The 21,974-nt window shown below is 70.4% G+C and carries 23 protein-coding genes and 1 pseudogene; 14 read left to right on the top strand and 10 right to left on the bottom strand.

Annotated features, from left to right (window positions below):
• The first annotated feature begins 85 nt into the window (after positions 1–85).
• From ABZU25_RS11140 to ABZU25_RS11110, 7 genes are all read left to right on the top strand, one after another.
• Entirely contained in the window at positions 86–631 is a 546-nt protein-coding gene (locus tag ABZU25_RS11140; RefSeq protein ID WP_355029179.1) for a hypothetical protein, read from the top strand.
• A 407-nt stretch (positions 632–1,038) separates the two neighbouring features.
• A complete protein-coding gene (locus tag ABZU25_RS11135; RefSeq protein ID WP_355029178.1) occupies positions 1,039–1,497 on the top strand; it encodes a helix-turn-helix domain-containing protein in 459 nt (152 codons plus the stop codon).
• A gap of 15 nt (positions 1,498–1,512) precedes the next feature.
• Positions 1,513–2,016, top strand: coding sequence for a hypothetical protein (locus tag ABZU25_RS11130; RefSeq protein WP_355029177.1), 504 nt, complete (start codon positions 1,513–1,515; stop codon positions 2,014–2,016).
• Positions 2,003–3,274 carry an MAB_1171c family putative transporter gene (locus ABZU25_RS11125; protein ID WP_355029176.1) on the top strand — a complete coding sequence of 424 codons (1,272 nt, stop codon included), beginning with the start codon at positions 2,003–2,005 and terminating at the stop codon, positions 3,272–3,274. The genes ABZU25_RS11130 and ABZU25_RS11125 overlap by 14 nt, the downstream gene beginning before the upstream one ends.
• A gap of 128 nt (positions 3,275–3,402) precedes the next feature.
• Positions 3,403–4,398, top strand: coding sequence for a hypothetical protein (locus tag ABZU25_RS11120; RefSeq protein ID WP_355029175.1), 996 nt, complete (start codon positions 3,403–3,405; stop codon positions 4,396–4,398).
• A gap of 120 nt (positions 4,399–4,518) precedes the next feature.
• Positions 4,519–5,502: an RNA polymerase subunit sigma-70 gene (locus ABZU25_RS11115; protein WP_355029174.1), complete on the top strand. Its 984-nt coding sequence runs from the start codon at positions 4,519–4,521 to the stop codon at positions 5,500–5,502.
• 66 nt (positions 5,503–5,568) lie between these two features.
• Positions 5,569–6,102 (top strand): DUF6069 family protein, encoded by a 534-nt coding sequence (locus tag ABZU25_RS11110; protein ID WP_355029173.1) that lies wholly within the window; start codon positions 5,569–5,571, stop codon positions 6,100–6,102.
• Here the strand turns inward: ABZU25_RS11110 and ABZU25_RS11105 are convergent.
• Together ABZU25_RS11105 and ABZU25_RS11100 are read right to left on the bottom strand one after the other, a co-directional pair.
• Positions 6,062–6,827, bottom strand: a pseudogene (locus ABZU25_RS11105) (serine hydrolase). The gene ABZU25_RS11110 and the pseudogene ABZU25_RS11105 overlap by 41 nt on opposite strands.
• Before the next feature lie 15 nt (positions 6,828–6,842).
• On the bottom strand, positions 6,843–7,553 hold the full coding sequence (locus ABZU25_RS11100) for a DUF4396 domain-containing protein (RefSeq protein WP_355029172.1): 711 nt from the start codon (positions 7,551–7,553) through the stop codon (positions 6,843–6,845).
• Positions 7,554–7,731: 178 nt separating this feature from the next.
• Here ABZU25_RS11100 and ABZU25_RS11095 point away from each other — a divergent pair, with 178 nt between their 5' ends.
• Complete coding sequence (locus tag ABZU25_RS11095; protein ID WP_355029171.1) at positions 7,732–8,265, top strand: DUF6817 domain-containing protein; 534 nt, start codon at positions 7,732–7,734, stop codon at positions 8,263–8,265.
• 159 nt (positions 8,266–8,424) lie between these two features.
• Positions 8,425–8,868: a DUF5990 family protein gene (locus tag ABZU25_RS11090; RefSeq protein ID WP_355029170.1), complete on the top strand. Its 444-nt coding sequence runs from the start codon at positions 8,425–8,427 to the stop codon at positions 8,866–8,868.
• Between the two features lie 18 nt (positions 8,869–8,886).
• Here ABZU25_RS11090 and ABZU25_RS11085 read toward each other — a convergent pair whose 3' ends face one another.
• The 4 genes from ABZU25_RS11085 to ABZU25_RS11070 all read right to left on the bottom strand — a co-directional run bounded on the left by ABZU25_RS11085 (position 8,887) and on the right by ABZU25_RS11070 (position 12,105).
• Complete coding sequence (locus ABZU25_RS11085; RefSeq protein ID WP_355029169.1) at positions 8,887–9,978, bottom strand: winged helix DNA-binding domain-containing protein; 1,092 nt, start codon at positions 9,976–9,978, stop codon at positions 8,887–8,889.
• A 9-nt stretch (positions 9,979–9,987) separates the two neighbouring features.
• A complete protein-coding gene (locus ABZU25_RS11080) occupies positions 9,988–11,184 on the bottom strand; it encodes a DUF418 domain-containing protein (protein ID WP_355029168.1) in 1,197 nt (398 codons plus the stop codon).
• A gap of 157 nt (positions 11,185–11,341) precedes the next feature.
• Positions 11,342–11,719: a carbonic anhydrase gene (locus ABZU25_RS11075; RefSeq protein WP_355029167.1), complete on the bottom strand. Its 378-nt coding sequence runs from the start codon at positions 11,717–11,719 to the stop codon at positions 11,342–11,344.
• Positions 11,644–12,105 (bottom strand): NAD(P)H-binding protein, encoded by a 462-nt coding sequence (locus ABZU25_RS11070; RefSeq protein ID WP_355029166.1) that lies wholly within the window; start codon positions 12,103–12,105, stop codon positions 11,644–11,646. Before ABZU25_RS11070 ends, ABZU25_RS11075 begins: the two co-directional genes overlap by 76 nt.
• Before the next feature lie 94 nt (positions 12,106–12,199).
• On the opposite strand from ABZU25_RS11070, the gene ABZU25_RS11065 reads away from it, so the two are divergent.
• On the top strand, positions 12,200–13,153 hold the full coding sequence (locus tag ABZU25_RS11065) for a helix-turn-helix domain-containing protein (RefSeq protein ID WP_355029165.1): 954 nt from the start codon (positions 12,200–12,202) through the stop codon (positions 13,151–13,153).
• A gap of 8 nt (positions 13,154–13,161) precedes the next feature.
• Here ABZU25_RS11065 and ABZU25_RS11060 read toward each other — a convergent pair whose 3' ends face one another.
• Complete coding sequence (locus tag ABZU25_RS11060; protein ID WP_355029195.1) at positions 13,162–15,204, bottom strand: glycogen debranching N-terminal domain-containing protein; 2,043 nt, start codon at positions 15,202–15,204, stop codon at positions 13,162–13,164.
• Between the two features lie 12 nt (positions 15,205–15,216).
• On the bottom strand, positions 15,217–15,579 hold the full coding sequence (locus ABZU25_RS11055) for an SCP2 sterol-binding domain-containing protein (protein ID WP_355029164.1): 363 nt from the start codon (positions 15,577–15,579) through the stop codon (positions 15,217–15,219).
• 286 nt (positions 15,580–15,865) lie between these two features.
• Between ABZU25_RS11055 and ABZU25_RS11050 the strand changes: the two genes are divergently transcribed.
• Positions 15,866–16,816: an SRPBCC family protein gene (locus ABZU25_RS11050; protein WP_355029163.1), complete on the top strand. Its 951-nt coding sequence runs from the start codon at positions 15,866–15,868 to the stop codon at positions 16,814–16,816.
• Between the two features lie 25 nt (positions 16,817–16,841).
• Complete coding sequence (locus ABZU25_RS11045) at positions 16,842–18,014, top strand: zinc-dependent alcohol dehydrogenase (RefSeq protein WP_355029162.1); 1,173 nt, start codon at positions 16,842–16,844, stop codon at positions 18,012–18,014.
• Positions 18,015–18,077: 63 nt separating this feature from the next.
• Here ABZU25_RS11045 and ABZU25_RS11040 read toward each other — a convergent pair whose 3' ends face one another.
• A complete protein-coding gene (locus tag ABZU25_RS11040; protein WP_355029161.1) occupies positions 18,078–19,097 on the bottom strand; it encodes an LD-carboxypeptidase in 1,020 nt (339 codons plus the stop codon).
• A 387-nt stretch (positions 19,098–19,484) separates the two neighbouring features.
• On the opposite strand from ABZU25_RS11040, the gene ABZU25_RS11035 reads away from it, so the two are divergent.
• A complete protein-coding gene (locus ABZU25_RS11035; RefSeq protein WP_355029160.1) occupies positions 19,485–19,871 on the top strand; it encodes a DUF2267 domain-containing protein in 387 nt (128 codons plus the stop codon).
• A gap of 15 nt (positions 19,872–19,886) precedes the next feature.
• On the opposite strand, the gene ABZU25_RS11030 is transcribed toward ABZU25_RS11035, so the two are convergent.
• The gene (locus ABZU25_RS11030; protein ID WP_355029159.1) at positions 19,887–21,365 is read right to left on the bottom strand and encodes a glutamate--cysteine ligase; all 1,479 of its coding nucleotides are present in this window, start codon (positions 21,363–21,365) and stop codon (positions 19,887–19,889) included.
• 183 nt (positions 21,366–21,548) lie between these two features.
• Between ABZU25_RS11030 and ABZU25_RS11025 the strand changes: the two genes are divergently transcribed.
• Positions 21,549–21,890 carry a DUF3817 domain-containing protein gene (locus ABZU25_RS11025; protein ID WP_355029194.1) on the top strand — a complete coding sequence of 114 codons (342 nt, stop codon included), beginning with the start codon at positions 21,549–21,551 and terminating at the stop codon, positions 21,888–21,890.
• Positions 21,891–21,974 lie beyond the last annotated feature (84 nt).

The raw sequence follows: 21,974 nt of genomic DNA, 5'->3' as shown, positions 1-21,974 counted from the left end.
CGGGCCCCGGCGGAGTTGGCTGCCGCCGGGGCCCTGTCGTGACCGACTGGCACGGCACTGGCTGGTTCCAGATTGTTCCGTCACGGTGATCCGCAACGACAGGGTTGGTGACGTATACGAGACGAACTCCTTTGACGGAGCCCTGATTCGCATGGACGCCGGGGACGACGCCACGCAGATCGTCGTGGACCCCGTGAGCGGACGCAGCCCAGGCAAGGTTGTGGGGTACTTCAACAACAGTGCCCTCAGTGCCGGCATGTTGGTGGGCAAGATGGGTCGGAAGACGGGCTGGACGGAAGGGAGAATCACCGAGTGGAGAACCGTCACCTACGGCGACGGTGTGCGCGACTATCTACTGTGTACGTCAGTGCCTGTCGATCAAGGGGACAGCGGCGGGCCGGTGTGGCAGTCCGACGGGGCTGGCCACGTGTGGGCGGTGGGAATCGTCATCGCGAAGTCCAACGGGAAGATGTGCTTCAACCCCATCCAGAACGTACTCGCGCGCTTCGGCGCGACGTTGCCCGTTCATCCGTACACCAGGGGCGCAGGGCAGCAGCCAGTTCAGGTGACCGAGCGCTCCGGCGCGCCAGTCCCGGTCAACCCTGATCCTGTTCCCGGGGCGCTCGTCTAACTGGCGCGGGTATGAGGAGAAGATGGCTCTCGACGGAGGGCCGGGGTCTCCGGTTGTGGGCGCGGCTGAACAGGAGCCGCGTCGACGACCGGAGACCTTCGTGCGTGTCCGGGAGTGGTCAGGCCCGCTGTGGTCGGGTCGGCGAACGCCCGTATCCGCAAGGCCGTCCGAACTCGTGGCCACCCGCCGGCCACCACCGACCACCTCGACAACCTGGACCGGCGAGCAACTTGACCCTCCCGGCTGAGCAACCCGGTGGTGCTTGCGGCTAGGGTCGTACGAAGGTGGCAGATCGATCGGATGAGATGTGCGAGGCTTCGCGTGGCCCAGGCGGCCCGGTCTGAGCAGCGATTTCGCTCAAGGACGTAGACGCCGACACCCGCCCGCGATCAGGGAGGCGACGTTCGGTGGGCAACCGCGGACCGACCATGGCTGATAAGTTGGACCGGTTGTTCAAGACGGTCCGTCCAGGTGGTCGTGAGTACTCGTACGAGGAAGTCGCAACGAAGATCCGCGCCACCGGTGTCATGATTTCGCACACGTATATCTGGCAACTCCGTAAGGGGCACCGTGACAACCCCACCATTCGACACATCGAAGCCCTAGCGCGTTTTTTCGGGGTCTCCCCGGTTTACTTTCTCGACGACGATGCTGCCCGTCAGATTGACGAGCAGCTCGAGCTACTCGCGGCGCTCAACGACAAGTCGGTGCGTCAGGTGGCTCTCCGCGTGGCTGGCCTCTCCGCCCCGAGCCTCGAGGCAATCAACGGCATCATCGAACACGCCCGCCGGATCGATCGGCTGACCGAGTCCGGGGGCGAGCCGCCTCGCCACCCCCCTGCCCCAGCACCTGACGACACGCAATGACCTGAGGAGCCTGACATGCGGCTGCGTCGGCTTGAGCGGATGGCCGCAGGCGTCCTCGAAGAGCTGTCCATGCCTCGGCTCATCACCATGTCAGCCCTCTGCGCGCACATCTCCGTGGCCAGGAAACGCCCGCTGCACCTGCACCCACTCACCATGGTGGGCGCTCCGGGGACCCCTGGGGGTATGTGGATCGAAACCCGGGCCGCGGACCACATCTTCTACAACGGCGACACCAGGCCTCTGCACCAGCAGCACATCATCCTGCACGAGATCGGGCACATGCTCTGTTGTCATCGCAACACGGATACTGACGCACTTGCCGCCATCATGCCCGATCTCGACGTGGGGATGATCCGGTCTGTGCTCACGAGGTCGACCTACTCCCTCGTGGCCGAGCAGGAAGCCGAGATGATCGCGACGCTGCTCGCGCAGCGGATGCAGTCACCCGAGCACGATCCGCAGGCCGCCCACATTCTTGACGAGTTCAGTAACCAGGCATCCCGCGATGTCCGGCGCTGACCTGATCGAAATCGTCGCGATCGGAGCGCTCTGGCTGGTGCTCGCCATCCAGGTCGGCCGCAGCAGGCAGTCCCCGCGGGACACGTGGGCCTTCCTGCTGCAGGCCGGGCTCGCCGTCGCGGCCACCCTTAACCTGGCCGCGGTCAGCCGCGTCATCGACGCTACAACCGGTCTGGTGGACCTGAGCGTTCTGGTGAAGAACATGGCCGGTCTGACCGTGGCGTATCTCGCTTCCGGCCTGGCGGCCGCCATCGCTACCACCACAACCACCACACCCGCGACGGGTTACCGGCCCAGGGCCGGTCTCCTGCTGCCGGTGGGCGCGGTGATCGGCATGTGTTTTCTGTTCGCGGCAGCCCCGCACCATCCCGGTGGCGACGACTTCGTCACCGAGTCTGCCAAATCGCCGTACACGGTCTGGTATGGAATTCTCTACCAGTCCGCAATCGTGTCAGCGGTCGTGCGGGCGTTGCTGACGATCTGGAAGCTTGCGTTGACACGTTCAGGCAGCAGAGGCAACTGGAGCGTCGTGGTGACGGCCCTGGGTGGCTCGGTCCTGCTTGTCTACATCCTCAATCGAATTGCGTTCATTCTCAGTCACGCGGCGCATATCGAAATCTTGTCGGGGCCGGGATACGTCTTCTTCTCGAAGTCGCTCTTCGGCGTCGGGCTGACGCTGCTCGCGATCGGCTCGGCGGTGCCGGTCAGCAGGCCGGCGCGACGGTATATCCGTGACATCATGCGGCTGCACCGCCTCTATCGGATGTGGCACACGTTGCAACTGGCAGTTCCTGACGTGGTCCTGGGTGCCCCGCCAAGCCGAATCGCCGACGTCACCAACGTCCTACAGGTGCGACTACGTCTCTACCGGCGGGTCATCGAGATCCGGGATGCGCAATCCGAACTGGCCACCTTCGTCGGTGCGTCAACGGTCTCCGCCGCACAAGCCTTTGTCGAGCGGTTGGGGCTCACCGGGGAGTCCGCCGAGGCCGCCATCGAGGCGTGCTGGACCGCCGCCGGTTTGCGTTTCAAGTCCGAACGCTCCGTCGAGAGCGGCGGCACCTTCGAACGCTCCGTCGAGAGCGGCGGCATCTTCGCTTTCGCCGGTAGCGCCGCGGTGCCTGATCTCGACAGTGATGTCGAATCACTTCTCCGGGTGCGGTCCTTCTACTTCTCGCCCGCGATCCGAAAGTTCGTTGGCTCGCCGTCACCCGCCGAACGTCCGAGTCCCGCGCCGGCTGTCGACGAACGCGTGTGACGGCGCGCGGCGGCCGGCCGCGGACGACGGAATCCCGACGCAGGGAGCCCGCTCACCCCCGGATGTCCCACTCTTGTAGTCGAATCACCACCATGGGTGACCGAAGACAAGGGACTGTGGAGGTCGGCATGCTGATCATCGCCGCGGACAAGGCGACATACCCGCCCAACGGCCAGATCCCCAACCTGGAGAACGACGAGAAGGCCTGTGCCGAGATCGGCGAACGGATCACGTCGCTGCTGCCCAAAGGATTCGAGGGGGACGTCTTCGGGCAGCTGATCACCTGGTCGGGGAGCACCCTGGGACGCGCCCAGAGCTTCGACACGTGGGCCGACGCCGTCAAGGCCGCGACCGCCTACGCGCGGGACGAGTTCGCGGGCGACACCGATCAACGACAGCGCGGCGAGGCCCTGGAGAACGACGTTCTGGACAAGCTCGGCGCGGCGGTGCTGAGCACGGGGCGGACCGGCGACGCGAACATCACACTGCGCGACAAGAGCCGCAGGTGGGCCAACTGTGGCCTGGCCGCGTTCCAGATCCGCGAGCAGTTGCAGGCCAAGGGCGGGAAACTGGTCCGCCGGTCACTCCAGGCCTACGCCGCCGACAAGGGTGCGGATCTCAAGAAGGCCCTGCTCGTCCTGCCCGCCAGCGCGGCCACCGTCCTGCTGCTCGACTGCCAGTTCCCCCAGGTGCACAACTTCGTCATCGAGGTGCACCACGACGGGTCGCGCTACCTCGCCCAGGGCTACCAGGGCAGCTACTTCGCCCAGTGGTGGCTCGGGCTGGACGACAGCTACTCCGGCACGCCCACCGCCGAGATCCTCGCCCTGCGCGAGCGATACGGGTTGGGCCGGCGGATCAGCGCGCCAGACTACGAGAGCCTGCTCGACGGCCTGGTCGCGGCCATCTCGTCCAGCTGGCGGGAGACCGCGGACCGGTGGAAGACGTTGCCGTTCAACCCGGACCAGCAGGAGATCGACGGGATCCGCCATCGGTCCAACTCGCCGACGTTCCTCGTGGAGGTGTTCGAGCTGTGCCAGCCGGCGGTCGCTCGCGCGGCGCTCGGCGGTGACGACCGCGTGTCGCTCAGCGAGCTGGCGACCCGAGGTCTGACCACCGACTGACGGCTCAACCGGCGAGCATCCGCGGTGCCGTACGAGGCGTCGGTGAACGCCGGTGATGAGTTTTCGCGCCCGCGCCCGTCACACCTACGACAGGACAGGACGAGGCGGAAGGATGACGTGATGAGTGCGGACACGCGGCTGGACGGGTTGAGCGAGGTCGACGAGCTGACGTTCTCGGGGTTGGCGGCTCGGCACCGGCGGGAGTTGCACGTGCACTGCTATCGGATGCTCGGGTCGTTCGAGGACGCCGAGGACGCCGTGCAGGAGACGTTGCTGCGTGCCTGGCGGCGGCGGGAGACCTTCGAGGGGCGGTCGACGTTCCGGGCCTGGCTGTACCGGATCGCCACCAACGCCTGCCTGGACCTGCTGGCCAAGCGTCGCCCGGAACCCGCGAGCGGCGGTGAGGTGCGGTGGCTCCAGCCGTACCCGGATCGGCTGCTCGACGAGCTGCCCGCGGGCGGCGCGGACGAGCCGGAGGCGCTCGCCGTCGCGCGGGAGACGATCGAGCTGGCGTACGTGGTCGCGGTCCAACACCTCGCGCCGCGCCCACGGGCCGTGTTGATCCTGCGCGACGTGCTCGGCTGGCCGGCGAAGGACGTCGCGGAGCTTCTCGGGGACTCCGTCAACTCGGTGAACAGCGCGCTGCAACGGGCCCGCGCCGGCATGCGGGAGCACCTGCCCGCCGAGCGGCAGGACTGGACCGGCGGCGAGGAGGACGCCGGGACACGCGAGCTGGTGCGCCGCTTCACCAACGCCAGCGTGGCCACGGACGTCGACGCGCTCGCTGCCCTGCTGCGCGACGACGTCCGCTGTTCGATGCCGCCCACGCCGGGCCTGTCCGTTGGCCGCGACGCGGTGGTCAACAGCTGGGTGGAGGACGGGTTCGCCGACATGCGGGGTCTGCGCGCCGTCGCCACCTCGGTGAACCGGCAGCCGGCCGTCGCCTTCTACCTGTGGCGCGCGCAGGAGGGCGCGTACCTGCCGCTGACGATCGACGTCCTGCGCGTCACCGGCGGCGCGATCACCGAGATCGTCACCTTCCACGACGACCAGTTCCCTCGGCTCGGCCTGCCCGAGCGCCTGCCGGCCGACGGCACCGAATAGGCAGGCTGCCCGGTGGCGCGCGCAGGTCGCGATGGCCGCACCCAGGTCGAAGAGTGGAGAAACCTCGTGCACAGCAGGAACAACTCCGGGGACGTCGCGGCACCGCCGTCGAGCCAGACCAGCCATACCCACCGACTCGGCGGGCTCGTCGGCACCGGCGTCGTGGCCACGCTCGCGGCGACGGTGGCCACCACCCTGGCCGCCGCGCTCGCGACGGCCGCCGGCGTCGACTTCGAGATCCCCGATGGTGGTCCGACGATCCCGTTGGCCGGGTTCGCCGTGGTGACCTGCTTCTTCTCGGTCGTGGGCGTCGTCATCGCCGTCGCTCTGCTGCGGTGGAGCACGCGCCCGGCACGGCGATTCGGGTGGACGGCGGTGTCGCTGACCGCGATCTCGCTGGTCCCGCCCTTCCTCTCCGGGGCCGACACCACCACCGTCGCCGCGCTGCTCGGGCTGCACCTCGTCCCCGCGACCGTCATGATCACCGTCCTGACGCGCAGCCTCCGCTCCCGGACCGATTGCCGATCCGCACGGGCACCCTCGGTGACCCGCATCCCGGTCAGAGCTGGGCGACGACCACCCGGGTGGCCTGTGCGATGAGGGCGTCGTCGGGGGTGGCGTCCTTCGTGTCGCGGCTGGACAGCACGGCGAGGACGATCGGGGCGCGGTCGGGCGGCCAGATCACGGCGATGTCGTTGCGGGTGCCGTACTCTCCGGTCCCGGTCTTGTCCCGGACCACCCAGCCGGCGGGCACCCCGGCGCGGACCAGCGCCGCGCCCGTGGTGTTGCCCCGCAGCCAGCCGCGCAGGACGTCGCGGTCCGCGGGCGTCAGGGCGTCCCCCACGGTGTACGCGCGCAGGTCGCCCGCCAGGGCCCGCGGTGTTGTCGCTGTAGCGCACGGCGGCGTCGGCGAGGGCGCGCAGGCTCAGGCCCTCGTCGACGTGCTTCCCGGTGACGGGGGAGTGGGCCACCAGCTCCTGCGCCGAGTAGCGCACCACCCGGTCCAGCTCGGCGTCGGTGGTGTCGTCGAGCACCTCGGCGGCGGCCAACGCCTTCCACGTCGAGGCGTACGCGAACCGCTCGTCAGGCCGGTGTCGCACGGTGCGGCCGGTGCCCGTGTCGACGGCGTAGACGCCCAGTCGTGCGCCGAACGGCTGCTCCAGCCGCTGGAACTCCTGCTCGGCGGCCGGCGACGGGGCAAGGGTGACCTCCGGGCTCGGCGTCGCGCGCGCCTCGTGAGCGTCACCGGCGCTGCACCCGGGCAACGACACCAGGGCCGACGTCGCGGCCACCGTGGCCGCCAGGCGTCGGACAGCGACAGCCATCATCGTTCCTCCTCGTCAGCGTGCGGCGTCGTGGGAGAGTCGGCGGGGTCCGATTCTCAGCCCTCGGCCGAGTTGCCAGGAGGCGGTGGGCCAGGCCGCGATGAAGCCGGCTATCAGCCCCAACTGGCCCGCGAACCAGAATATGGGGCTGTCGGGTCGCAGGGGTGGCTCCGGAAAGACCACCCGGTGCGCGAGTGTCAGCCATCCGAACAGCGCCAGCTCGAACGCGGTGATGGTCAGCAGTTCGACCTTGGCGACCGTGGACAGGGCGTGCCAGATCTTCGTGACGCTGCGGCCGGGTGCGCCGAAGTACCGGAAGAGGACGGCTATCGTCAGCGCCGCCAGATAGTCCCCGGCGTAGTCGACCCACAGGGTTTCCTGAGCCGGGTCGGATTTGACGACGTACAGGGCGACCTCGGCGACGACGAAACCGAGGGCGCAGTGGGCGCCGCAGCGGGACACGTGGGTGAGAACAATGCCACGCCGGGGCCTTCGGGGCTGGCCCTCCTGCCGCCGTCGGGTGAACGCCTCGGGCCTACCCCAGTTCCAGTAGAGGCGGACGGCGGCCGGGCCGACGTACAGGACCGTCACCAGCCAGACGATCTCCATGACCCGGGCCGGCTGACGGTGCCCGCGAAGATAGGTGTCGGCGACGACGATCGCACAGCTGACGATCCCGACCGCGAGCGAGACCCAGGACAGCGCCAGGAGCCAGGTTGGCTGCATCCTCGCCCCTCTCCGCGGGCCGGGCGCCGGCCCGTTCCGCAGCCGAACGTGGAGGGACCCACCGAGCGGTGTCGACGGCCGAGGGGTCTTCGCAGTCTTTCAGCCCGTTCCGCGCGCTGTGACATATTGCCCACATCCAGGGCCTGTGGATTCGACGGCCGGTCCCTACAGTCGGGTCATGGGCACCGACGACGACGTGCGGGTCTGGCTGCGCCGGCAGGGAGCTGAGCAGATCGCGCATCCCGGGGGCAACCTGTACGCCCACCTGTGTCGAGTCCGCGAACGACTCGCCCTGCTCGGCTGCGGCAGTGACGTGCAGGCGGCGGGCCTCACCCACGCCGCCTACGGCACCGATGGTTTCGACCTCGCCCTGCTGGATTGGGCCGATCGGGGAGTGCTGCGGGACCTCGTGGGCGTCGACGCGGAGGAGCTCGTCTATCTGTACGGCGCCTGCGACCGTAGCCGCAGTTGGCCGGGGCTGGCCGCGACCGGCGAGGTGTTCGACCGTTTCGTCGGTCAGGTGAGAACGCCGAACCCGGTTCAACTTCGGTCGCTCATGGACCTGAGCATCGTCAACGAACTGGACGTCATCGAGCAGGATCCCGCGGTGGCGGACCGGCACGGCGCCTACTTCCGGGACCTCTTCGCCGCCTGGGCGCCGTTCGCCTCCGAGCAGGTCATCCGCGCCGCGCGGCGGGTCGTGTGGCAGTGACAGCCGACGCGTCGGCAGGGCGACCTTCGGGAGCACGAGTGCGAGCCGTCTCTCCCGGGCGGCCCGAACTGGTCGCGGTGTCGGCGACCGCGGCGCGCACGCTGCGGCGAGGGCGAGAACACGACCGACCGAACCGGTCGAATAACTAGAGTCGGTGGCATGCGGATCCGGATCGACGGCCGTGACCTCCCCGGGCGGCGCGCCGGCGCGGAGGCCGACGCGCTGCGGCTCGGCAACGTGCACGTCGGGGTCCAACGCAAGGCCGAGGTGGTCGATCAGGTGCCGGCCGACGCGGAGCAGGCCACCTGGAGCTTCGACGTGTCCAGCCGGGAGGTCGACGGGATGCTGGACGTCGGCGGCCCGTGGGTGCACGGCCGCCCCGGAGCACGCTTCCTGTATCTGGGCTGGGGCGCGGTGACCGAGGACGGCTTCGCGATGTTCCGCCGGGCGAAGCTGATGTTCACCGACATCCCGACCGACCTGCTGCGCGCGGCACACGAGGGCGACGGGGTCCTGGTCGGCCAGGTCGGCCTGACCGATGCGAAGGGCGGCCCGGTCTGCGCTCGGGTCCACCCACCCGCCATCTCCTGGACGGTGGAGTGACCCGCCTGGCCGCTACCGTCAGCTGGCGAAGTCGACGCCGGTGAGGGAGACGCGGCGGTGCGCGGCGAGGTGTTCGGCCTGTGCGGTGATGGCCTTGCGCGTGGCGTCCGACAACCGCTGCCAGGGCTGAACCGCGACCGTGAACCTCGGGCCGGACTTGCGGGGGCGCCAGGTGCCGACCAGTTCGCCGTCGACCAGGACGGCACCGGGGCGACCCAGCACCGGCCACAACTCCTTGGCGTGGGTGGTGTCCGGCACCAGCGTCGCCCGGTCCTTGGCCTGGAGGAACAGGTCGAACGGGCCGAGGAGCCGGGTGGCGGTGGTGTCGGCCGATGCCAGCGCCTCCTCGTCGGCGGCCAGCAGCGAGCGCACCTCGCCGCCGACCGTCACCTCGATCACGTCGTCGGGCCAGCGCGCCTTCACGTCTTTCACCGGGGCGTCGAGATAGTCGGCCACCTGTTTCGGGGTGGCCGGGCCGAGCAGGCGAAGGTAGGCGCGGATGAGGTCGAGGCGGTCGCCCGGGGCGGACGCCTTCCGGAACCCGGCGATGCGCTGCAGGACCGGGGGTGAGGTGTCGAGCCGTAGCTCCAGTCCGCCCCGCGCGGCGGCGAGCCGGAACGGCATCTCGTAGAGGTGCGTGGCGTCGCACGGCCGGCAGAACCGCAGGTACGGCTCGGGCAGCACCGTGGCCAGGCGACCGGAGACGTCGCCCTTGACCGTTGGCGTGGTGACGATGGCCCGCATGCGGGTGGCCACCTCGTCGAGGGCGGCCAGGTTGGCGATGCCGGCCGCCTTCAACGGCTTGGCCGCGTCGTAGATGCGCTTGCCCGCGTCGGCATCGGAGAAGGGTTCGACCGCCGCCACCACGTGCCCGACGTCGGCACGGCGGTAGAGGTGCGGAGCGCCGCGCACCGTCCACAGCAGCACCACCTCCTCGCCGGACAACGCTGTCACGTCGACCCCGCGCGCGGCGAGCGCCCACCGGGCGCCGTCCGTGCCGGTGTTCTGCACGCCGAGGTCCAGGACGGCGGTGTCGGCGAGCGTGCTCTCAGCCCGGTCGAGGTGCTGGGCCCGGACGCGGAAGTTCAGCACCTGGTGTCGGTCGACCATGCCTGAACCCTAGTTGCGGCGGCTCTCCCGGTGGGTCCAGGCGCGCAGCGCCCATTCGGCGGGGCCGTACCGGAACCGCCGCAGCCACCACGAACTGGCCACCATCTGCACCGCGAAGATCACCAGAGCGATCAGCAGCGTCTGTGCCGGCGAGGTGCGGCCGACCAGGCCCATCCCGACGCCGGTGAAGACGAGCACGCACAGGAGCGACTGGCCGAGATAGTTCGTCAGGGCCATGCGCCCGGCCGGCGCGAAGGCGTCCGCGACGCGTGGCCGCCGCGTGAACAGACGCAGCAGGGTCGCGGCGTAGGCGGCGGCCAGGAACGGCGCGGTGACGATGCTGACCATCAGCCCGGTCAGGTTCGCGGTGCCACCGCCGATCGCGAACACTGTCGCACCGGCCAGGCCGATCGGATATCCCACCCGTTCGCACCGGCGCAGCAGGGCCTCGTGGGCGGGCACGGCCGCGAGGAGGCGGTGTTTGCCGGCGGCGAGGCCGACGAGAAACGCCGCGAACGCCAGCGGCCCCTGCACGGCGAGGCCACCGAGCATCGCCGGCATCGACCGCAGGTGCTCCAGGAGGACGTCGCCGAGGCCGCCGCCGAGAGCCAGGGTCGAACGCGCGCCCGCGCCGACCGCGGCGGCCTCGTCCGGAACCAGCGTGCCGCCGAGGACCGCGGCGACACCGACCACGAAGGCGATTCCACAGACGATCGCCGCCGCCACGATCAGCGCGGTCCGGGGCGCGATCCGCCGAACGGCGAACAGCACGAGACCGAGCAGCGCGTACGTGGTGAGGATGTCGCCGTGGAACAACAGCACCGCGTGCAGCGCGCCGATCACGAACAACCCGGACAGCCGACGGCGGAACGCCGGGCCGAACACCACGCCCCGCCGGGCCGCGGAGTCGATCTGCAGGGTGAAGCTGTAGCCGAACAGGAACGCGAACAGCAGGTACGCCTTCATCGCGAACAACAGCTCCACCAGACCGGATACCAGCACGTCGAACGCGCCGTGCGCCGGATCGTCGACCAGGTGGAACTCGTAGCCGGAGCTGAAGAACGCGATGTTCACCAGCAGGATGAGCAGCAGCGCACTGCCACGTAACGCGTCCACCACGTTGATCCGGCCGGCGTCGACCGGAGTGTCCCCGGACGAGGGTCGTGGCTGGCCGTGGCTCGGTGGGTCGAATTCGGTCACCTTCATGGTGCCAAGCCTGCGGACCACGCCCGTCGGCCGTGAAGTGTTTACGTCACACGTGCTGTCGTGACGAAAGGGCGGACCCACGAGGCGGGCGGTCGTTGGTCACCCTGTTGAGCGAGATCCACGCCCCAGCTGAGCCGAGGTGACCGGGGAGCGCTCGTCAGGCCACCAGCGAGGCTCGACCGTTGTCCAGGTCGTAGCGGGCGCCCACGACGCGCAGCGCACCCTGGTGCACCTTCTCGGCGATGATCGTGCTGCGCGCGGAGAGCGCCGCCACCTGCGCGGCGATGTTGGCGCGGACGCCGTTCTCCACCGGGTCGCCGGGCTGGTCCAGCACCGGCTCGACGACCGGACGCAGGGCGTCCACGATGGTGCCGATGTGCCCGGGTGCCGCACCGCCGCTGTGGATGGCGTCGATGGTGGCGGTGATCGCGCCGCAGCGCTCGTGGCCGAGGACGACGATCAGCAGGCTGCCGAACTCCTCCACGGCGAACTCGACGCTGCCCAGCAGCAGGTCGTCGACGATGTTGCCGGCCACCCGGTTGTCGAACAGGTCGCCGAGACCACCGTGCCGCCCGCCTCTTTGGCCCGGACGGTGAAGTGCGCGAAGGTGTCGAGGTTGGCCTCGATCTCGGCCGCCACGTCCACGTACGGGATCCCGGCGCGCAGCGCGGCCTCGATCACCGGGGCGGCCGTCGAGGCGAACGGGCCGGCGCAGTTGATGACCGCGTCCACGCCGGTCAGCGCCTGGTCGAGCGAGGCCGGATCCTCGACCGACGCCACCCGGTAGGGGAGCCCCGACGCTGCCAGCTTGCGCGCGTCGCGGCCGAGCGGCAGCGGAACGAACCCGCGCTCGCGCAACTCCGTCACCACGAACCGTCCCGTGTGCCCGTACGCCCCGAACACCGCCACGCGCTGACTCATTGCTGCCCCCTGGAAAGATCGACTGGGAACAGTTTCCAGTAGCGGCGGGTGGCCGACCAGTGTCGGGAACGCCATGACCCGTACAGTTTCGGACATGACCATTGTCGCGATCACCGCCACCGACGGGATGTTGCCCTTCGAGCTGGCCCTGGCCTGCGAGGTCTTCGCCCACGACCCCACCGGCCAGGCGCACCCGTGGTACGACGTGGTGGTCTGCGGCCCCGGCCCGGTCCGCATCGGGCGATTCCTGCTGGAGCCCGACGACGGGCTGGACCGGCTCGCTCGCGCCGACACCGTGATCATCCCGGCGGTGCGGGACATCGACGCGGACATCTCACCCGACCTGCTCGACGCCGTCGGCGCGGCCCACCAGGCGGGCGCCCGGATGGTCGCACTGTGCACCGGCGCGTTCGTGCTGGCCGCCGCCGGGGTGCTCGACGGGCTCCGGGCCGCCACGCACTGGGCCCACACCGCGGCACTGGCCGCCCGCTACCCCCGGGTGCGGGTCGACCCGGACGTGCTCTACGTCGACAACGGCACCGTGCTCGCCTCCGCCGGCAAGGCCGCCGCGATCGACCTGTGCCTGCACCTGATCCGCCGTGACCACGGCTCGACGGTCGCCAACGCGGTCGCCCGCCGGCTGGTCGTGCCGCCGCACCGGGCCGGCGGCCAGGCCCAGTACGTCACCACGCCGGTGCCCGCCCGCGACGACCACCCGCTGGCCACCCTGTTCCCCTGGGTGCTGGCACGCCTGGACCGGCCGCTGACCGTCGAGGACCTGGCCCGCCAGGCGAAGATGAGTTCGCGCAACCTGGCGCGTCACTTCCGGTCCGCCACCGGCACCACCCCGCTGCTGTGGCTGTCGACGCAGCGGATCCGCCGCGCCCAGGAGCTGCTGGAGTCCACAAGCGACAGCATCGACGTCATCGCCGAGGCGGCCGGCATGGGCACCGCCACCACGCTGCGTCGACACTTCCACCGCACCGTCGGCGTGCCACCGGACGCGTACCGTCGCACCTTCCGGGCCACCGGGCCGGCCGGCAACTGAACGTGGCCCTAGCGTTGGTCGGGGCGGTGCCGGGCGAACGCGTCGGCCATGCCCCAGCGGCCGGGTATGTCCAGCAGCGCGACCCGCCCGAAGGCGGACGGTAGCGCGGGGTCCACGGCCAGGTGGTCCTCGTGCGGGTTGAGGCCGAGCATGGTGCGTAGGAGCAGCACGGACGCTCCGCTGGACCACGCCTGCGGGCTGCCGGCGGTGGGATACCGGACGGGATAGCGGGTGGTGTTGCGGTCGAACCCGCCGAAGGCCTCGGGTAGCCGACCGTCGAAGAAGGTGGCCGCGGACAGGATGCTCTCGGCGATGCGTGCCGCCTCGCTGTCGAACCCGTAACGGCGCAGACCCCAGGCGATGAACGAGTTGTCGAACGGCCAGACAGTGCCGTTGTGGTAGCCGAGAGGGTTGTAGCGGCGCTGCCCCTCGGCGAAGGTCCGCACACCCCAACCGGAGAAGAGCGCCCGGCCCATCAGGTGTTCGACGACCTGTGGGGCCCGCTCCGGCGGCACGATGCCACTCCACAGCAGATGCCCGATGTTGGACGACAGGCTGTCGACGGGAGTGCCGTCGTGGTCCAGCGCGAGGGCGTAGTAGCCGCGGTCCGCCAGCCAGAAGTCCCTGTTGAACCGGTCGTACAGCGCCGCCGCGTCGCGCTCCAGCCGGTCGGCGAAGGCGCTGTCACCCCAGACGGTACGGGCCAGCCGAGCCCCGCGGATCTTCGCGTCGTAGGCGTACCCCTGGGTTTCGCAGGTGGCCCTCGGGAAGCCCGGCAGCCTCCCGTCGGCGTAGGAGATGCTGTCCCAGGAGTCCTTCCAGCACTGGTTCTCCAGGCCGGTGGCGCGGTTGCGTCGCTCGTACCAGACGTAGCCGGTGGACGTCAGGTCCGCGTAGTCGTCGATCCACGCCAGGGCCGCGCGAGCCTCCTGCTCCAACTCCAGCACCAGCGCGGTGTCGCCACTCCACCGTTCGTACTCGTCGAGCAGCACCACGAACAGCGGTGAGGCGTCCACTGTGCCGTAGTAGGGGGAGTGCGGTTGTTCCTCGAACGCGGCCGACTCCCCGTAGCGCAGCTCGTGCAGGATCCGGCCGGGATCCTCCTCCAACACGTCGTCGGTGCGGGCGCCCTGCAGTGAGGCGAGGATCCGCAGCGTCGGCGGGGTCAACGACGGGGTGACGGGCAGGGTCTGCAGGCAGGTCAGCAGGCTGTCGCGGCCGAACAGGGTCATGAACCAGGGCAACCCGGCCGCGGGTACGGCCGCGCCGCTCAGCGAGAGCGGGGCGAAGCGCAGCGCCGCCAGGTCCACCAGGCTGCGGTGGTACACCTGCTGCAGCGCGGCGCTCTCGGTGTCCAGGGTCGGGGCCGCCGCGACCCAGGCCCGCAGGCTGGTGGGCAGGGTGGAGTCGTCGGGCCGCTGAGCCCGCAGGGCGGAGCGCAAATCGACGCCGTCCGGACGCAGCGCCAGCATGGCGGCCTGCAACCGCGTCGACCACTGCTCCCCGGGGCGCAGTCGGATCGCGAACCGCAGGCCGTCCGGGTCGAACACGGCGGGCTCGCTCGCCGACACGACAACCTCACGTCGGTAGGTGCCGCGCCGGTAGCCCAGGCGCAACTCGTTCGGGCCCACGTTGGTGTAGTGCGTGCCGGTCTTCTCACCGATGTCGAACTTGATCTCGAAGATGTCGGCGAAGTCGGCTGCCACCTCCAGCCGTATGTCGAGGTCCATGTCCCGATCGCCGTAGTTGAAGATCGTCAGCGATTCGGTCAGGTCCGGGCCGATGCGCCTGCGCCGGATGGCTGACAGGTCGGCCTGCACGTAGTCGACCGCCGCGCCCGGCACCACGAAGAACGTGACTTCGTAGTACTGGCTGTCGTCCACCGACAGCGCGGTCATGCACTCGCCGTTGACGAAGAGCATCCAGCGGGACAGGAAGCGGGTGTCGGCGGCGAACAGCCCGACCGGCGTGGCGGGGGACGACTCCACGTCGCCACTGGCGTCGGACACCATGAAGGTGTTCCCGTCGATGCACGACACGGTGCCCGCGATGTCCCTCATCGGTCACGCGCCACGGTCCGGGCCGCTGCTCCGCGACGGCCCCGGCGCCCGCGGAAACAGCCGCCCGATCCGCAACGCCAGGCCGAGGTCGCCGTCGACCAGGATCTCACCGCGGGTGATCGCCGCCAGACCGTTCACCTCACCGCGCGCCATCGCCTCCGCGACCTGCGCGGACACCATGATCACGGTGGTGGCGGGGTCGGCACCGCGGGTCACCCGCATCCGGCCATGATCGATTTCCAGGAGCCACTGCTCCAGGTGGCCGCCGTCTCGAATGTCGAACCGCACGCTTCCGCACACCTTGCTGAACCGCGGATCCTGACCGGCGACCGTCAACCGCTCGAAGAACGCGCTGGTCGCCGTCATCCCACCTCCCCGGGCGCTGGTAGAAGCGGATGCCGGCTACCCGGTGCGGCTCGCCGTTAACGTCCGGCGGCCTGCCTCGTTCGGGTCATCCCAGGTCGAAGTTCACCACCGTCGGCGTCCACCGGACTCACCCGTGCCGCCGCGCCGGTCGCCGCCCGCGCTGCCCGGAACGGACCTTCTGCCGTAAACCGGGCGCAGGAGCTGCGCTTACGACATAGCGTCAGGGTGGCGGCTCCGCCGCTGCGCCGGTCCGCCGCCGGCCACGCCGACCGGAAGGGGACCGGACATGGACCGGGTCGACAGTGTGCTCCTGCCGGAGCTGGACGGGCCCGTGCCGGCGACGCTGCCGAGCGCGTTGGGCCTGCTGAGCCTGGCCCTGGGCGTCGGCGCCCTGGCCGCGCCCGGCCCCCTCGCGCGACTGGCCGGGGTGGACGACTCCGCCGCCGCGCGGGTGGTGCTCCCAGCCATCGGGGTACGGGAGTTGGGCAGCGCCGCCGGCCTGCTTGGCGGTCGTCGCCCGGCGGGCTGGGCCTGGAGCCGGGTGGCCGGCGACGCCATGGACCTGACAGTGCTCGGCCGAGCCCTCGCCGACCGCGGCGGTGAACGACGCCGTCGGGTCGCGCTGACCACCCTCGCGATCGCCGGCATCGCGGCCGTCGACGTGCTCTCCGCCGTGCGGATCAGCCGGGCTCGACGCGACCGGGCGCGGATGATCCGGATGGAGGTCGCGGTAACCGTGAACCGGTCACCCGCCGAGGCGTACCGGTTCTGGCGCGACGTGGAGAACCTGCCCCGGTTCATGGCGCACCTGGAGTCGGTGCGCGCCGACGACCTGCGCCGCTCGCACTGGATCGCTCGCGGACCGGCCGGTCACCGCGTCGAGTGGGACGCCGAGATCATCGACGACCAGCCGAACAAGTCGATCACCTGGCGTTCACTGGCGGGGACCGGGGTGCCCAACGCCGGCCGGGTCCGCTTCGTGCCCGCCCCCGGCGACCGGGGCACCGAGGTCCGGGTGGAGTTGCGCTACGCGCCGCCGGCCGGCGCGCTCGGCCGGGCGGTGGCGAAGCTCTTCGGCGAGGAACCCGAGCAGCAGGTCCGTGACGACCTGCGCCGGTTCAAGCAGGTGCTGGAGACCGGCGAGGTGGTCCGTTCCGAGGGCAGCCCCAACGGCATCTCCGTACGCCAACAGGCCATGCAGCGTCCCGCCCAGCCGCTGCCGCCGTCGCGCCGATGACCGCCCGCTCCGAAAGGGACCAAGGATGAAGGCCACCGCCTGGATGGGCACCGACAAAGTCAAGGTGATCGACGTACCCGACCCGAAGATCATGAACGCCCGGGACGCGATCGTCCGGATCAGCACCACCGCGATCTGCGGTTCCGACCTGCATCTCTACCACGGCTACATCCCCGCGATGCGCAAGGGCGACATCCTCGGCCACGAGTTCATGGGTGAGGTGGTCGAGGTCGGCCCGCAGGTGCGCAACCTCAAGCCCGGCGACCGGGTGGTGGTGCCCTTCCCGATCGCCTGCGGACACTGCTCGTCGTGCCAACGCGGCCTCTACTCGGTCTGCGAGAACTCCAACCCGAACGCCGGCATCGCCGAGAAGATCATGGGCCACTCGCCGGCCGGCATCTTCGGCTACTCCCACCTGCTCGGCGGGTACGCCGGCGGTCAGGCCGAGTACGCCCGGGTGCCGTTCGCCGACGTCGGCCCGCTCAAGGTGCCCGACGAGGTCCGCGACGACCAGGCGGTCATGCTCGCCGACGTGTTCCCCACCGGCTACATGGGCGCCGAGATGTGCGACATCAAACCCGGACAGGTGATCGCCGTCTGGGGCGCCGGGCCGGTCGGGCTGTTCGCCGCGGCCAGCGCCCGGCTGCTCGGCGCGGAACGGGTGATCGTCATCGACCGGTACCCGTACCGGCTGCGGCTCGCCGAGGAGCACATCGGTGCCGAGACGATCAACTACGAAGAGGCGGACGTGCTGGACACCCTCAACGAGCTGACCGCGGGCCGGGGGCCCGACGCGTGCATCGACGCGGTCGGCCTGGAGGGCCACCACGGCAACGCCGCCATGTACGCGTACGACCGGGTCAAGCAGGCCGCCCGGGTCGAGACGGAACGGCCGTTCGCGCTGCGCCAGGCGATCCTCGCCTGCCGCTCGGGAGGGGTGGTCTCGGTCGTCGGCGCGTACGGCGGTTTCGTCGACAAGTTCCCCATGGGCGCGTTCATGAACCGGTCGCTCGTCATGCGCACCGGTCAGTGCCACGTCCAGCGCTACACCCGGCCGCTGCTGGAGCGCATCCAGCGTGGCGAGATCGACCCGAGCTTCATCGTCAGCCACCGGATGCCGCTGCGCGACGCCCCGAAGGGCTACAAGATCTTCCAGAAGAAACAGGACAACTGTACGAAGGTGCTGCTCACGGTCTGACCAGCTTTCACCACAGCCGAGTCAATCCCGCCCGCCGCGCCGTCGCCACGCGGGGACCACCGGCTAGCGCCGCCGGACCCCGGGCTCCACCGTCAGGGTCCCCGCCTCGGCGTCGATCGTGGCCCGCGCGCCCAGCGGCACGGTGAGCTGCCCGTTGCCGTGCCCCAGCCGGAGCCCACCCAGGACCGGCACGCCGAGGTCGGACAGGCGGTCCTTGAGGACCGCCGCCGCGTCCCACTCGTCCGGTTCGCCGACGCTGTTGGTGATCTGACCGATGACCACCCCGGCGACCCTGGACAGCACGCCCACCCGGCGCAGTTCGGTCAGCATGGCGTCGATGCTGTACGGGGCCTCGTCCACGTCCTCGAAGAACAGGATCGCCCCGTCGAATCTGGGGGAGTCCTCCGCGCCGAGCGAGGTGGAAAGCAGGGTGAGGCAGCCGCCGAGCAGCGGCCCCGACGCCCGACCGGGCACCAGCACGGGGGCGGCCGTCTCGGCCGGATCCCGGACGATCGTGACGGGTGCGGTGGTCATCACCGCCTGGCGCAGGGCCTCGGCCGACTCGGGCCCGGTGCGGCTGTCGCTCCAGTTGACCATGGGGCCGTAGAAGGTGACCAGGCCAAGCTCGCGCCAGAGCCTGCCGTGAATGCTGGTGATGTCGCTGAACCCGACAACCACCCGCGGATCCCGGCGCAGACCGGAAACGTCGAGATCATCGACGATCCGCTGGGTGCCGTAACCGCCACGGGCGGCGAAGACTGCACGGATCCCCGGGTCGTTGAGCGCGGCGTTGAGGTCCGCCAGCCGCTGCGCGTCGGTGCCGGCCAGGTAGCCGTACTTGGCGAAGACGTGCGTGCCCAGCTCGACCTCCAGGCCCCAGCTGCGCAGGATCTCGATGCCGCGCGCCATGTTCGTGGGGTCGGGGGTGCTGCCGGGCGACACGACCCGGACCCGATCGCCGGGCGCCAGCGCCGGTGCCCGCAGCACGCGCTTCACGCCGCCCGGCGCGGCCTGCGCGGACCCGTTCTCGAACCCGCCGGCGAGCACCGCGCCACCGGCCGCCGCCGCTCCCATCCGCAGCATGTGTCGACGGGACAGGGGCGCCCGCGCGGGCCCCTGGGTCGAAGCTGGGTCTGTGTCAGAAGTGGCCACCGGCGTCCCCTCATCGTGATCAGACGATGTACGAGCTGCCACAGCCTACGACACTCATCAATGCCGAGTGGGGTCCACAAGGGACGCCACTTCAGCGAGCGCGCGGTGCCCCGGTGTCGGTAGGGGCTTTCCGCGCGGCCCGACCTGGCTCAGCTGACCAGCCGGGTGACGTCACTGGCCGATTTTATGCGGCCCGCCCCCGATGGGGGGAAAGTCCGGCTTCGCGCCTGACCTGTTTGTCGCCAGGGAGCCTGGGAACTCGGCCCGTTCGTCCCCAGGCAGGCCGGACGGCATGTCGAGGAACCGAAGGAGCGGAGCATGGAGTACGAGCAGATGATCGCCACGGTACGACAGCGCGCTGACCTCGGTCAGAACGAGGCCGCGCGGTCTGTCGAGGCCGTCCTGTCGGTGCTCGGTGAACGGCTCGCCGGACAGGAGGCCGACCACCTGGCGGCACAGCTACCGGAGCGGTTGAACGGGTCCGTCACTCGCAATCCGCAGGGCCGCCGGTGGGACGTCGGCGAGTTCCTGAAGCACGTCGGGGACCGCGAGCAGGTCGCGAACGCGGACCAGGTGCGTCAACACGCCCAGGCGGTGTTGCGTACCGTCGCCGAGGCGCTCGACGACGACGAGCGGCACGATCTGCTCGCCCAGCTTCCCGGCGGCATCATCGACCTCTTCGGTGTGCCCACCCCGCGAGGCTGAGCCCGGCGGGGGCGGCTACGGGATGGGCCACTCGTGCACCGGCCGGTTGCTGTGCATCAGGTCCACGTAGTGGCGGACCACCTCCCGTAGCGCCTCCGGTCGGTCCAGGTGGTCGGTGGACTCCAACCGGTGCAGCGTCTCCACCTGCCAGGTCGCGCCGTTGCGGCTGGTCAGGCAGCGCTGCTCGATGATGCCGAGCAGCCGGTCGCGTTCGCCCGGGTCGAGCCCCCACCGGTCCAGACCGTGGTGTGCCATCGGCAGCAACCGGCGCAGCACCAGCTCGGTGACGGGCAGATAGCCCAGGCCGGGCCAGAAGACCTGGGCGTCGATGCCGTGCCGGGCGCAGCTGGTGAAGTTTTCCTCAGCGGCGCTGAACGACATCTGCGACCACAGTGGCCGGTCGGACTCGGCCAGGGCACGGACCAGCCCGAAGTAGAAGGCGCCGTTGGCGATGGTGTCCAGCACGGTCGGGCCGGCGGGCAGCACCCGGTTTTCCACCCGGAGATGCGGTCGGCCGCGGGACACGTCGTACACCGGGCGGTTCCACCGGTAGACGGTGCCGTTGTGCAGGCGCAACTCGGCGAGATTGGGCACCTCGCCGGCCGCGAGGGCCTGCGCCGGGTCCTCCGGGTCGCAGACCGGCAGCAGCGCCGGGAAGTAGCGCACGTTCTCCTCGAACAGGTCGAACACGCTGGTGATCCAGCGTTCGCCGAACCAGACCCGGGGGCGTACCCCTTGGGCTTTGATCTCTTCCGACCGGGTGTCGGTGGCCTGCTGGAACAGCGGGATCCGGGTCTCGCGCCACAATTCCCGGCCGAAGAACAGCGGCGAGTTCGCACCGACGGCGACCTGGATGCCGGCGACCGCCTGGGCGGCGTTCCAGTAGTCGGCGAACTGGGCCGGGCTGACCTGCAGGTGGAACTGGGTGCTGGTGCAGGCCGCCTCCGGGGTGATCGTGTCGGCGGTGACCGCCAGGCGTTCCACGCCGCTGATGGCGATCGGCAGATCCTCACCGCGGGCCGCGAAGATCTGCTCGTTGAGCAGCTTGTAGCGGGGGTTGGCGGAGAGCGTCTCGGCGGTCAGGTGCTCGGGGCGCAGCGTCGGCAGGATCCCGATCATGACCATGTGCGCGCCGATCGCCCGCGCCTTCACCTCGGCGGCGTTCAGGCTGGCCCGCACGTACTCCTCGAAGTCCGCGGTGCCGGTGCCGGTCAGCCGCCGCGGCGGCACGTTGATCTCGACGTTGAACTGGCCCAACTCGGTCTGGAAGCTCGGGTCGGAGATGGCCGCCAGCACGTCGGCGTTGCGCATCGCCGGATTCGACGCCTCGTCGACCAGGTTCAGCTCGATCTCCACGCCGGTCATCGGCCGGTCGACGTCGAAGCGCGACTCGCGCAGCATCTCGGCGAAGACATCCAGGCAGCGGCGGACCTTGTCGCGGTAGCGGGCCCGATCCTCCCGGCTGAAGGTTCGTACGCCGACGTCCTCGCCCATCGTCACCACCCTGTCACCGCTGGTCCCCCTAACCTCGCACGTCCTCGTCGGGCAGGGGAATACCTGAGGCTTCTTTCCTACCCAGTGACGGGGCCGGTGATCCCTGTCCCCGTCCACGTGGTCCGTGGGACGGCGGCGCACCCGCACGGCTACCATTGCCGCCCGAGAGGTGGAGGCGTGGCGATGCGCGACAAGGTGACCCGGCTGTTCGTTGCGGCGGCGATCGCCGAGGCCTGCTCCTGGCTGGCCCTGCTGGTCGGCATGCTGGCCAAGTACGGCCCGCCGGAGAACGAGCTGGGTGTCAAGATCTTCGGGCCGATCCACGGCGGCCTGTTCGTCGCGTACGTCCTGCTGGTGCTCGCGGTGGCCCGCCTGCGCCGGTGGAGCCTGCCGGCCACCGTCGTGGCGCTGGCCTGCGCCGTGCCGCCGTTCGCCACCCTGGTCTTCGAGCGCTGGGCCCGCCGCCGGGGCATGCTCGACACCGCCGCCGGCAAGCCGACCCGCGAGCCCGCCCCGGTCGGCTGAAGCGCGAGCCCGCCCGGGGGTGGGCTGAACCGCGAGCCCGCCCGGGGTGGGCTGAACCGCCGACCGGCCCCGGCATCTGCGGGA

The organism is Micromonospora sp. NPDC005215, assembly GCF_040607915.1.
GTDB lineage: Bacteria > Actinomycetota > Actinomycetes > Mycobacteriales > Micromonosporaceae > Micromonospora.
Note: the sequence above shows the minus strand (reverse complement) of the source record. Positions and strands in the feature narration are given on the sequence as shown.

Coding starts and splice junctions, on each gene's coding strand:
- ABZU25_RS11130 (WP_355029177.1), top strand. CDS start 1,513: ATGCGGCTGCGTCGGCTTGAGCGGATGGCCGCAGGCGTCCTCGAAGAG.
- ABZU25_RS11125 (WP_355029176.1), top strand. CDS start 2,003: ATGTCCGGCGCTGACCTGATCGAAATCGTCGCGATCGGAGCGCTCTGG.
- ABZU25_RS11120 (WP_355029175.1), top strand. CDS start 3,403: ATGCTGATCATCGCCGCGGACAAGGCGACATACCCGCCCAACGGCCAG.
- ABZU25_RS11115 (WP_355029174.1), top strand. CDS start 4,519: ATGAGTGCGGACACGCGGCTGGACGGGTTGAGCGAGGTCGACGAGCTG.
- ABZU25_RS11100 (WP_355029172.1), bottom strand. CDS start 7,553: ATGCAGCCAACCTGGCTCCTGGCGCTGTCCTGGGTCTCGCTCGCGGTC.
- ABZU25_RS11095 (WP_355029171.1), top strand. CDS start 7,732: ATGGGCACCGACGACGACGTGCGGGTCTGGCTGCGCCGGCAGGGAGCT.
- ABZU25_RS11090 (WP_355029170.1), top strand. CDS start 8,425: ATGCGGATCCGGATCGACGGCCGTGACCTCCCCGGGCGGCGCGCCGGC.
- ABZU25_RS11085 (WP_355029169.1), bottom strand. CDS start 9,978: ATGGTCGACCGACACCAGGTGCTGAACTTCCGCGTCCGGGCCCAGCAC.
- ABZU25_RS11080 (WP_355029168.1), bottom strand. CDS start 11,184: ATGAAGGTGACCGAATTCGACCCACCGAGCCACGGCCAGCCACGACCC.
- ABZU25_RS11070 (WP_355029166.1), bottom strand. CDS start 12,105: ATGAGTCAGCGCGTGGCGGTGTTCGGGGCGTACGGGCACACGGGACGG.
- ABZU25_RS11065 (WP_355029165.1), top strand. CDS start 12,200: ATGACCATTGTCGCGATCACCGCCACCGACGGGATGTTGCCCTTCGAG.
- ABZU25_RS11055 (WP_355029164.1), bottom strand. CDS start 15,579: ATGACGGCGACCAGCGCGTTCTTCGAGCGGTTGACGGTCGCCGGTCAG.
- ABZU25_RS11050 (WP_355029163.1), top strand. CDS start 15,866: ATGGACCGGGTCGACAGTGTGCTCCTGCCGGAGCTGGACGGGCCCGTG.
- ABZU25_RS11045 (WP_355029162.1), top strand. CDS start 16,842: ATGAAGGCCACCGCCTGGATGGGCACCGACAAAGTCAAGGTGATCGAC.
- ABZU25_RS11040 (WP_355029161.1), bottom strand. CDS start 19,097: ATGCTGCGGATGGGAGCGGCGGCGGCCGGTGGCGCGGTGCTCGCCGGC.
- ABZU25_RS11035 (WP_355029160.1), top strand. CDS start 19,485: ATGGAGTACGAGCAGATGATCGCCACGGTACGACAGCGCGCTGACCTC.
- ABZU25_RS11030 (WP_355029159.1), bottom strand. CDS start 21,365: ATGGGCGAGGACGTCGGCGTACGAACCTTCAGCCGGGAGGATCGGGCC.
- ABZU25_RS11025 (WP_355029194.1), top strand. CDS start 21,549: ATGCGCGACAAGGTGACCCGGCTGTTCGTTGCGGCGGCGATCGCCGAG.